Genomic DNA, 9,847 nt, shown 5'->3' with positions numbered 1-9,847 from the left:
CCTGGCCACCAGGTACGACAAGCTCGCCCTGCCCTACCGGGCCGGCGTCCTGCTCCGCGCGATCCTCCTACGGCTGCCCACTTTAAGAGACCCGCCCTAGGTCGCTCATGCTCACTCCGTGCAGGTCAGGGGAGCTCGGTCGCGGATCGTGGCCGACGGGTGCGCTCAGGGGGTCGTCAGCCGTTCGGGAAGGTATCACCGTGGGCGGCCCGGTATGCCGCCACCACGCTCGCCGCGAGACGGCCACCGCGCGCCGAGACCGGCAGGCCCTCGGCCACCGCCCAGGCGCGGATCTCGGCGGGGGTCGGCTCACGCGGAGGCATCCCGGGGCCGGGAGACAGGTCCGCCACGCGCGCCGAGGCGCCGTCCTCCTGGGCGAGCTCGACCAGGCAGGCCCCGAAGAACCGGTAGGTCCACTGCTGCGCGAGCGCGCGGGTCTCGGCGAAGATGACGGGCACGCTCGGCACCCGTGCCTGGCACTCCGCGAGCCCCTCGGCGACCACGGAGGGACGCACCGGGATCGACGGGTCGAGCTTGAACACGTCGGAGTACCTCGCCTCCACGACGACGGCGGCCCGGGGGACGGTCGCCAGCTCGGCCAGGGCATAGCGCAGCCGCCCCGAGGTCAGGGTCGACACCAGGTCCGGCAAGGACTTGCGCTCGACCACCGCGACGGGCCGACCCTCCACCTCCACGGCGTAGTCACCGACCGGCAGCCCCCGGCGCACCGTCGTGACCTGCTCGTCCGAGAACTTCCAGGCGTACCGCTCGTGGCTGTCGACCACGACCTGCATCTCGGCGATCCCGGCCGCCCTGGCCCGCGGCGAGCGCACCGACGGGCGGGCCTGCTTGGCCGTCCGCGCGGTCTGCCAGAAGATCGCCTCCCTGCCCCGCACCTGCGTGAGCACGAGCTGGGAGCGGTTCTCCCGACCCCGGTCCAGGACGAGGTCGATGGCCGCGCCGCGACGCACGCAGGTGCGGGTGGGCGTGCGCTCGACGATCTCCGCGTCATCCGGCCACTCGGCGCGGTGGCAGTAGACCTTGGCCGTCCGCGGCCACATCTCCTTGGCCTTGAGCACCACCCCGTCAGGGCCGAGGGGGATGCGCAGGAGGTACGGCAGGCTGGAGCCGGGCTCCGGGTTGCGAGCGATCAGGAAGTCGTCCACCACGGCCGCAGCCTACCGACAGACCTATCGACAGACCTGTCGCCGACCGTCGTCGATCAGGCTGGTCAGCCCCCGGTTGCGCTGACGACGGGCTCGTCGCTCGGGTCCGGCAGCGCCATGATCGCGGCGGCGAGCACCGCCATCACCAGCCGCGGCTGCGGCACGCCCCAGTCCCGCAGCCGGTCCTCGATCCAGCCGTCGGCCGAGACGCTCAGCCGACCGAGGCCGTATGCCGCCCCGGCCGCCCCGATGCCGCCGGCCAGGGCGAGCGGGGTCACCGCCGGTGGGGCGTCGACGTCGGGCGTCCCGCCCCGCCCGCCCTGCTCCTCGCGTGACGCCAGCATCGCCGCCGCGCCGAAGCCCAGCAAGGCGGCGGGCGCGAGGACGTACGCCGCCCGCACGGGTGCGGGCCAGCGCCGAACGGGCACGAGCGTGATCGCTCCGGTCGCGAGCGCGGCCAGGGCCTTGTGGTTGCGGTCCATCGGTGCTTCCCCCTGTGATCGTGCGGTGGTCAGCCGGTCGGCGCCGCCGCGGTCGAGCCGTCCTGCTCCTGCTCCATCGCGGCCACGAACTCGCGCTTGCCGGCCTGCCAGGCATCCTCGTCCTGACCCGTTCGCCAGTATCCCGAGATCGACACGCGATCTCTAGGCACCCCCTGCTCGACGAAGAGGTAGCGGCGCAGGTCCTTGATCATGTCGGCGTTGCCGTGCACGAACGCCCGGACGTCCCCGCCCGGCAGCCCGGCCGCCCGCACGGCCTGGGCCAGGGCCACGCCATACCGGCCGCCGGTCTCGTCCCGGTGCACCCAGGTGATCTGGATCCCCGGCGTCGTGCGCAGCGGCACGTGCGTGGTGGCGTCCGCGACCTCGACGAACACGCTGGCGCGCGCGTCGTGGGGCAGCGCGTCCAGGGCGGCCGCGATCGCGGGGGCCGCCGACTCATCGCCCAGGAGCAGGTGGTGGTCGGCGGTCGGGTCGGGACCCCAGCCACCGCCGGGGCCGTAGAACCCGATGCCGTCCCCCGGTCGCGCCGCAGCGGCCCACGGGCCCGCCAGCCCCTCGTCGCCGTGGACCACGAAGTCCAGCGCCATCTGCCCGGCCACGGGGTCCAGGCTGCGGATCGTGTAGGTCCGCGTCACCGGCCACTGCTCGCGCGGCCGCTCCTCGCGGAGCGTGTCGGGGTCGAACGGCCACGCGTAGTCGGCCCCGGCGGGCGCGAACAGCAGCTTGACGTAGCGATCGGTCTGCTCCGACGGCTCGATCGTCGTGAGGTCGGACCCCTCGAGGTGCACGCGCACCAGGTCGCGGGTGAGGCGCTCGGTGCGGGTGACGGTGGCCGTGCGCATCACCCGGGGGCGGCGCTGGGGTCGCTGATCGCTCATAAGGGCACCCTAACCTCGCCGCCTGTGCGTGCTGGCGGCGAGCGGCGTCGCAGGCCCCCGGAGCCGGGTCAGGGCCGCCCGGCAGCAGCCGGGCGACCCTGAACGGTGTCGTCCTACTTCTTGGGGGAAGCCTTCTTCGCGGAGGCCTTCTTCGCGGGTTTGCCCTTGCCCTCGGCCTCCTCCAGCTCGGCCTCCGGGTCCTCGACGTACTCCTCGGCGTCCTTGTTGACCGGCTCGATGCCGGTCGCCGCCTTGGTCGCCTGGTAGCGGAGGAACTCCACCGCGATGTCGTGCCGCAGCTGCAGGCTCGCGTGGTCCCGGAAGTCGCGCAGGTCCTGCCGCTCCTCCTCGCCCATGTGCTCGGAGTTGGCGATGTCGGCGTCGGTGACGGCCTGCCACCACTCGTCCGAGCCCACCTTGGCCTCGTCGGCCCGGCCGATCGCGTCGCGGATCTTGTTGTGGTCCTTGATCGCGTCCTCGACCTCGCCCTCGACGGTGCCGTCGTCGGCGTCCGCCGCACCGGTCCCCTTCTCGAGCAGGTGGGGATAGAAGTAGCGCTCCTCGGCCTCGGCGTGGGTCTCCAGGAAGATCACCAGCCGCTTCCACAGCGCCTCGAGCCCCTCGACGTCCTTCTTGGGGAACTCCTCCAGCTGCGCGAATGCCGCTCGCTGCTGCGCGTGCTGCTCCAGGATGATCTCGGTGATGTCCACTGCTGCCTCCTCGTGGTGCCGGCGTCCGATTCGTCGAGGCGCATACCCCGGACACCCCCGTCATACGCAGAGGTCTGCGGACTAGCCTGGGAGGGTTGCCCACGAGGAAGGACCACCGTGTCGTCACCGAGCCGCCGCTCGTCCACCCGGCAGAGCGAACCCCCGCAGGGCCCGGCGCCCGTGCCCCACCACACCCTCGCGCGCGGGCTGACGACGCGGCACGTGCAGTTCATCGCGCTGGGCTCGGCGATCGGGACGGGCTTGTTCTACGGCTCCGCCGACGCCATCCGGATGGCGGGGCCGGCGGTCCTCCTGGGTTATGTCGCAGCGGGACTCGCGGTGTTCCTCGTGATGCGGGCGCTCGGCGAGATGGCCGTCCGCGACCCCGGCGCCGGGTCCTTCGGGCGCTACGCGCGCACCTACCTCGGGCCGCTCGGCGGCTTCGTGACCGGCTGGATGTTCGTCATCGAGATGCTGGTCGTGGCCGTCGCCGACGTCACCGCCCTCACGATCTATCTCGGCCACTGGTGGCCGGAGGTGCCGGGCTGGGTGTGGGTGGTCGGCGCGATCGCCCTGGTCACCGGCCTCAACCTCATCCACGTGAAGGTCTTCGGCGAGACGGAGTTCTGGCTCTCGCTGATCAAGGTCACCGCGATCATCGCGATGATCGCCGCCGGTCTCACGATCCTCGCGCTCGGCCTGCAGGTCCCCGGCGGCAGCCACCCGACGGTCGAGAACCTCTGGGCGCATGGCGGTTTCGCGCCATACGGGCTGTGGGGCGCGCTGGTCTCGCTCACCGTCGTGGTGTTCGCGTTCGGCGGGATCGAGACGCTGGGGCTGTCCGCCGCGGAGGCCGAGGACCCCGGGCACGCCATCCCGCGCGCCATCAACACCATCCCCTGGCGCGTCCTGCTCTTCTACGTCGGCGCCATCGGCGTCATCCTCTGCCTCGCGCCGTGGACCACGGTGGACGGGCGGTCGAGCGCGTTCGTGCAGATCTTTGACGCCGTGGGGCTGCCCGCCGCCGCGAACGTGCTCAACGCCGTCGTCATCACCGCGGCCTTCTCGGCGCTCAACGCCATCACCTTCTCGATCGGCCGCATGCTGCACGGCCTCGCGGAGCAGGGCGACGCGCCGCGAGCGCTGGCGCGCACCAACGGTCGCGGGGTGCCGGTGGCGGCCGTGGGCTTCGTGGCGGCGGCGCTGACGGTGGGGCTCGTGCTCAACGTCCTGGTGCCTGAGGGCGTGTTCATGCTCGTGGCGTCGGTGGCGAGCTTCGCGACGGTCTTCGTCTGGCTGATGATCCTGCTCTCGCACGTCGCCATGAAGCGGCAGATCGCCCGTAGCGAGCTCTCCCCCGGCGGCTTCCCCGTGCCCGGGTGGCCGGTCGCCAGCTGGGCCGCCGTCGCGTTCATGGTCGGCGTGCTGGTGCTCCTCGGGGTCGGCTCGGCCTCACGCCCCGCCCTGTGGACCGGCCTCGTGACGCTCGTGGTGCTGGTCCTGGCGCACCGGCTCAGCGCAGGCCCTCGCCGAGCCGCTCGGCGCAACACCTGACCCGACGCGTGGTACCACGGAGGTACCATGGAGCATGGCCATGAACCTACGACTCACCCCGGAGCAGGACGCCACCCTGACCGAGCTCGCGCGCGCGGAGGGCGTCTCCAAGCAGGAGGCCGTCGTGCGCGCCATCCACGAGGCCGCCTCGCGGCGGATGCACCGTGCCGACGTCGCTGCCGGATCAGCCTGGGGTCGGGAGCGCTACGCCGACGTGCTGCGGCGCCTCGGCGAATGACGACCCGCTACCTCGAGCTGGACGACCTGCTCGGGCTGGCCGACCAGCTGGACGTCGGCCCGGTCGTGGACGTCGGCCTGCTCGATGCCGCCGCCCACCGGCCCCGCACCTGGGTCGGCGGCCGGGACGCCTACCCCGCCGTCGAGGAGAAGGCCGCCGTCCTTCTGGAGTCGATCACCCGCAGCCACCCGCTGGTCGACGGCAACAAGCGCCTCGGTTGGCTGGCGACCGTGACCTTCTGCTGGATCAACGGATGGGTGGTCGACGGACCGGACGACGAGGTCTACGACCTGGTCGTGCACGTGGCGACCGGGTCGATGCCGTATGCCGTCAGCGCCCGTCGCCTCGCGGGCTGGCTGTCACCCCGCGACGGATGACCACGCGCTCGTCTCTGTGCGTCGCGCGGTGACGGGACGGCGAGTGCGGGTGCGATGGCTCGGCGGCTCAGCGCGGCAGCTCGGCGTAGCCGCTGACCGGGCCGTCCTGGTTGGGCTCCCACCCGAGGGCCGGCGCCACGTGCTCGGCGAAGGTCTGCAGGATGCGCAGGTTGGCCTCGGGCCCGAGCTGCGACGGGATGGTCAGCATCAGGGTGTCCGCGGCCCTCACGGCGGCGTCCGCCTGGAGCTCCGCGACGAGCCGATCCGGTTCTCCGACATACGACTTGCCGAAGGTCGAGGTGAATCCGTCGATGACGCCGACCTGGTCGCCGGACCCTCCGCGCAGCTGACCCCAGACGAGGTCGCGGCTGTCGACGATCGGAAAGACGCTGCGGCTCACCGAGACTCGCGGCACGCGGCCGTGCCCCGCAGCCGCGAAGGCGGCGCGGTAGCGCTCGATCTGCTCGCGCTGCAGGTCGCCGAAGGACTCCCCCGTCGCCTCGGTCAGCAGCGTGGAGCTCATCAGGTTGACGCCGAGCTCTCCTGCCCACGAGGCGGTCTCGCGGGTGCCGGCGCCCCACCAGACGCGGTCGGCGAGACCCGGCGAGTGCGGCTCGACCCGCAGCCGCTGGCCGGGGCCGTGCTGGGCGGGATCGGCGTCGACCAGCCGGTCCCCGCGGACGGCCCGCATGAACGTCGCGAACTTGTCGCGCGCCAGGTCGGCACCGCGCGGGTCCCGGGACCCGGTGTAGCCGAAGGCCTCCCACCCGCGCAGCGCCGGCTCGGGCGACCCGCGGCTGATGCCGAGGGCGATCCGGTTGTCGGCGATGAGGTCGAGCTGGGCGGCCTCCTCGGCGAGGTAGAGGGGGTTCTCGTAGAGCATGTCGCGGTTGTGACACTCGTTCCGTAAGCTTGGTTGCATGGTCGAACTGGTAGCGCTGAGGAAGACGAACGAGGTGGCCGCGTACGTCCGCGCCTCCATGGACCGCAAGGGCGACCGCTGGACGGTCGATACGCAGCTGAGGAAGATCAGGGCGCTGGCCGAGGCCAAGGACTGGAACGTCGTCGAGGTCTACGAGGACAACGCCGTGTCGGCGACGAAGAAGCGCCGCGCTGGCACCCGCTGGGCCGAGATGCTGGACGACGCCCGCGCGGGCCGCTTCTCGATGGTGGTCGCCGTGGACATGGACCGGCTGCTGCGCAGCACGAAGGACCTCAACACCTTGATTGACCTGGGGCTGCGGGTCGTCACCGTGGACGGCGAGATCGACCTCTCGACGGCCGACGGTGAGTTCCGAGCGACGATGCTCGCGGCACTGGCCCGGTTCGAGGCCAGGCGTAAGGCGGAGCGTCAGATCAGGTCGAACGAGCGCCGACGCTTCGAGGGCATCCCGACGAGCGCCTGGAAGGCGTTCGGGTGGACGCGAGAGGGCGAGCTGATCCCGGAGGAGGCCGACGCCGTCCGGCGGGCTTTCGCCGCGTTCCTCGGCGAGCCGTCGCTGTCGATCCGGCGAATCCGCGAGGATCTGAACGGTGCCGGTCATCTCACCGCGCGCGGGTCGGAGTTCTCCGTCGATGCCGTGCGCTACCTCCTGGCGAACCCGCTCTACGCTGGCTACATCAAGCACTACGCGTCGGGCGAGCTGTACCCGGTGCAGGGCGACGCGTTCCCGCCCATCGTCGGTGAGCAGACGTGGCGGGCTGCGGTGTCGAAGCTGGAGGACAACGTGCGGAGATCGGCGAGGCAGGGTAACCAGCCGAAGTACCTCCTGTCCACGATCGGCCTGTGCGGCAAGTGCGGGGCGACGCTCGTCTCTGGGACGAACAGCCGCAAGCAGCCGACGTATCGCTGCGGCGAGCAGTTCCATCTCACCCGCCAGCGCGAGCCCGTCGATGCGATGGTGACCGAGGCGGTGCTCACCCGCTTGTCCTCGGTGGATGTGCACAACCTCGTGATGCCGCAGGAGGACGATGGGCCAGATCACGAGGAGTTGCTGACGGAGCGGAACGCCCTGGTCGAGCGGGTGAAGGAGCTGAGCCCGCTGCTGCGTGACATCCATCAGCCGGTCCTGGAGATCACGGCGGCGATCAACGACGTGAAGGCCCGCATCGATGAGATCGACGCGGAGCTGCTCGACCGTTCGGTGTCGGTGGCGGCGAAGCTGCTCGCGGACGTGGACGAGCCGGTCGGCACCGCGGAGCGCCGCGAGGTGGTCGAGGCGAAGTGGAAGACGTTGGACGTGGACCGCCGCCGGATGCTCGTGGACGAGCTGGTGACGGTGACCATCGAGCCCATCGCGCCCGGTCACGTGAAGTTCGACCCCGACCTCATTCGTATAGAGCCGCGTCGCGACTGACTCATGAGTCGACTCGTCATTGCAATGGTGAGTCGACTCGTGGGAGAATGGTTGCAGACAAGAAGATCCCACCGGGGCCGCGACTTAGAAGCGCGGGGTTCTGCTCCCGGATGAGTAGCCGGTCAAACAGCCCAATTACCGTGGCGGGGAACCGGAAGATACTCATGTCCGAGGACTTCCGATGTCTGTCGTTATCGACGTTCCCCGCGCATCCGCGCTCGACCGCCCTGGCCTCGATCAGGGCTCCACTCCTTCTCCGCAGGCAGACGGCCTCGATCCCGTCATCGCCGCCGCTCGTGCTGCTGGTCGTCTGGCCGGTGAACGCCTGGCTCGCACGCCCCTGACCCCGCGACAGCGCGCCGCGGTCGCCGCCGTGATGGGCGGTGGTCACTGATGAGCGCCAACTCCTCCGCCTTCGACCACGTGAACGGCTTCCGCTGGCGACAGGGCGACCCCTCCCTCGCCGAGTCCGAGGCACGTCTCTACGACCTCGGCGTGCTCCGCTCCGTGCTGGAGGAGTCCGTCGAGATCGCCGTCGCCGACGCCCGCGCCGATGGGGTGACCTGGGCGAAGATCGGCGACGCCCTCGGCGTCACGCACCAGGCCGTAATCAAGCGCTACAGCAAGGGCGGTGCCCGATGAGCACCACCGACCGCACCAGCGCCCTCGTGTCCGCCGACCTGACCCCGCCCGGAGGGCCTGGCCTGGCACCCGCCGAAGGCGGGCTGCCCGTCGTCGTTCCGAACGGCGAGGACATGGGCTCTGAGCCGAAACTTTTTCCCGCTCAGAAAACGGATATCGGATACACGACCGACGAAGACACCACTGATAACAACGTTTCCCCTGGTCAGATGCCTGTGTGCACGCGCGACTCCTTGGGTTCGCGCGTATCCGTTTCAGAAACGGATACCTCGTCTGCTCCAACGGATACCGCAGTGGACTACTCCGCGTTCGATGTGCCGGGCGCTGATCCCAGCGATGACGTGGAGCCGTTCGAGGTGCCTTCGTCGCCGGAGCACATCGAGGCTGCCCGCGCCTTCTTTGAGGCACAGAAGGCCGCCGAGACTCCGGAGCAGGTGAAGCGCGCTCAGACGCTCTCGCGGGTGTTCTCGGTGATGCAGTACGCGAACCACCCGGAGACGGGTGAGCCGATGTGCAGCCAGGAGCAGCTGGAAGCCGGGCTCGCCCTGCTCGAGGAGCAGTTCGGTGCGATGTGGTCGGCATTCATCGCTCATCCGCTCGATCGCCTCGTGGAAGTGGACGAGGGCACCGTGGAGTGCCGGTGCGTCGGTCTCAAGGGCTTGCACTGGCACCTCGTGCTGCTGTTCAAGGAGAAGCGCCCGAAGATCCGCACGGTCTCGAATGCGCTGGAGATCCCGAGTGCCCGCGTGCGGGTGCCGAAGGAGGTCGTGGCTCAGGAGGGCGGGGACCAGCACAAGGGCTCCGGTGCCGCGCCGAAGGCGTTCCTCGACTTCTGCGAGTACCTGCCGCACGAGTCGCGGCGGGCCGATGCGATCCCTGGCGTGCACCAGACCGATCGAACGTACTTGACGGACAGCACGCAGGACGGCAACCCGGGCAAGTACCAGTACGGGCGCGGGCGCGTCGTGGCGAACTTCGACTTCAGCGCCGAGCTGGACGCACACATGGCCGGTCGCGTGTCGGCCGCCGAGGGAGGGAAGAGCCTCACCGCCCGGAAGCGGAAGCTTCGGCGCGCGGTGATGGATGGAATGACGCTCGCTGCGGCCGAGGTCGCTGATCGGGATGCGTTCGCCGATGATCTGCCGCGGCTGGAGCTGCTCCGTTCGCGCTACGAGCAGAAGCGGAGCGCTCTGGTCGCGGAGGGGCTCGGTACGGCGTGGCACAAGTCGGTGCTGACGATCTGCGGACCGAAGGGGTCGGGTAAGGGCATCCTCGCCGATGAGGTCGCCGCGCAGACTCAGGCGCTGGTTGCTCTGGCCGGCTGCGACTGGCCGTACGTGCAGCCGCCGGGGCGCAATGCGCTGGAGGCCGTTGGGGAAGCGAAGATCGCGCACCACGATGATGCGGCTCTTCCGACTTGAG

The 9,847-nt window shown here is 70.7% G+C and carries 12 protein-coding genes; 7 read left to right on the top strand and 5 right to left on the bottom strand.

The window, feature by feature from the left end; all coding sequences use genetic code 11:
- Positions 1-176: 176 nt before the first annotated feature.
- The 4 genes from B4E97_RS09640 to B4E97_RS09625 form a co-directional block, all read right to left on the bottom strand.
- Entirely contained in the window at positions 177-1,169 is a 993-nt protein-coding gene (locus B4E97_RS09640; RefSeq protein ID WP_029210320.1) for an ERCC4 domain-containing protein, read from the bottom strand.
- A 62-nt stretch (positions 1,170-1,231) separates the two neighbouring features.
- On the bottom strand, positions 1,232-1,648 hold the full coding sequence (locus B4E97_RS09635) for a hypothetical protein (RefSeq protein ID WP_286959682.1): 417 nt from the start codon (positions 1,646-1,648) through the stop codon (positions 1,232-1,234).
- A 29-nt stretch (positions 1,649-1,677) separates the two neighbouring features.
- On the bottom strand, positions 1,678-2,547 hold the full coding sequence (locus B4E97_RS09630) for a siderophore-interacting protein (RefSeq protein WP_286959680.1): 870 nt from the start codon (positions 2,545-2,547) through the stop codon (positions 1,678-1,680).
- Positions 2,548-2,660: 113 nt separating this feature from the next.
- Positions 2,661-3,257, bottom strand: a complete 597-nt coding sequence (locus tag B4E97_RS09625; protein ID WP_286959679.1) for a hemerythrin domain-containing protein — start codon at positions 3,255-3,257, stop codon at positions 2,661-2,663.
- A 117-nt stretch (positions 3,258-3,374) separates the two neighbouring features.
- On the opposite strand from B4E97_RS09625, the gene B4E97_RS09620 reads away from it, so the two are divergent.
- The 3 genes from B4E97_RS09620 to B4E97_RS09610 are packed head-to-tail and all read left to right on the top strand — an operon-like array spanning position 3,375 to position 5,426.
- On the top strand, positions 3,375-4,811 hold the full coding sequence (locus B4E97_RS09620; protein ID WP_084412393.1) for an amino acid permease: 1,437 nt from the start codon (positions 3,375-3,377) through the stop codon (positions 4,809-4,811).
- Between the two features lie 40 nt (positions 4,812-4,851).
- On the top strand, positions 4,852-5,049 hold the full coding sequence (locus B4E97_RS09615; RefSeq protein ID WP_019286219.1) for a ribbon-helix-helix protein, CopG family: 198 nt from the start codon (positions 4,852-4,854) through the stop codon (positions 5,047-5,049).
- Positions 5,046-5,426, top strand: coding sequence for a type II toxin-antitoxin system death-on-curing family toxin (locus B4E97_RS09610; RefSeq protein WP_286959677.1), 381 nt, complete (start codon positions 5,046-5,048; stop codon positions 5,424-5,426). Before B4E97_RS09615 ends, B4E97_RS09610 begins: the two co-directional genes overlap by 4 nt.
- A gap of 67 nt (positions 5,427-5,493) precedes the next feature.
- On the opposite strand, the gene B4E97_RS09605 is transcribed toward B4E97_RS09610, so the two are convergent.
- Positions 5,494-6,309, bottom strand: coding sequence for an LLM class flavin-dependent oxidoreductase (locus tag B4E97_RS09605; protein ID WP_286959676.1), 816 nt, complete (start codon positions 6,307-6,309; stop codon positions 5,494-5,496).
- Positions 6,310-6,346: 37 nt separating this feature from the next.
- Here B4E97_RS09605 and B4E97_RS09600 point away from each other — a divergent pair, with 37 nt between their 5' ends.
- The 4 genes from B4E97_RS09600 (at position 6,347) to B4E97_RS09585 (ending at position 9,846) form a co-directional block, all read left to right on the top strand.
- Entirely contained in the window at positions 6,347-7,783 is a 1,437-nt protein-coding gene (locus B4E97_RS09600) for a recombinase family protein (protein ID WP_123045101.1), read from the top strand.
- Between the two features lie 181 nt (positions 7,784-7,964).
- Positions 7,965-8,177, top strand: coding sequence for a hypothetical protein (locus tag B4E97_RS09595; protein ID WP_003780572.1), 213 nt, complete (start codon positions 7,965-7,967; stop codon positions 8,175-8,177).
- Positions 8,177-8,425, top strand: coding sequence for a helix-turn-helix domain-containing protein (locus tag B4E97_RS09590; RefSeq protein ID WP_166824972.1), 249 nt, complete (start codon positions 8,177-8,179; stop codon positions 8,423-8,425). Before B4E97_RS09595 ends, B4E97_RS09590 begins: the two co-directional genes overlap by 1 nt.
- Positions 8,422-9,846: a hypothetical protein gene (locus B4E97_RS09585; RefSeq protein WP_286959668.1), complete on the top strand. Its 1,425-nt coding sequence runs from the start codon at positions 8,422-8,424 to the stop codon at positions 9,844-9,846. The genes B4E97_RS09590 and B4E97_RS09585 overlap by 4 nt, the downstream gene beginning before the upstream one ends.
- Position 9,847 lies beyond the last annotated feature (1 nt).

The sequence above is a fragment of the Arsenicicoccus sp. UBA7492 genome (genome assembly GCF_002479615.1).
In the GTDB taxonomy this organism is placed as follows: Bacteria; Actinomycetota; Actinomycetes; order Actinomycetales; family Dermatophilaceae; genus Arsenicicoccus; species Arsenicicoccus bolidensis.
Note: the sequence above shows the minus strand (reverse complement) of the source record. Positions and strands in the feature narration are given on the sequence as shown.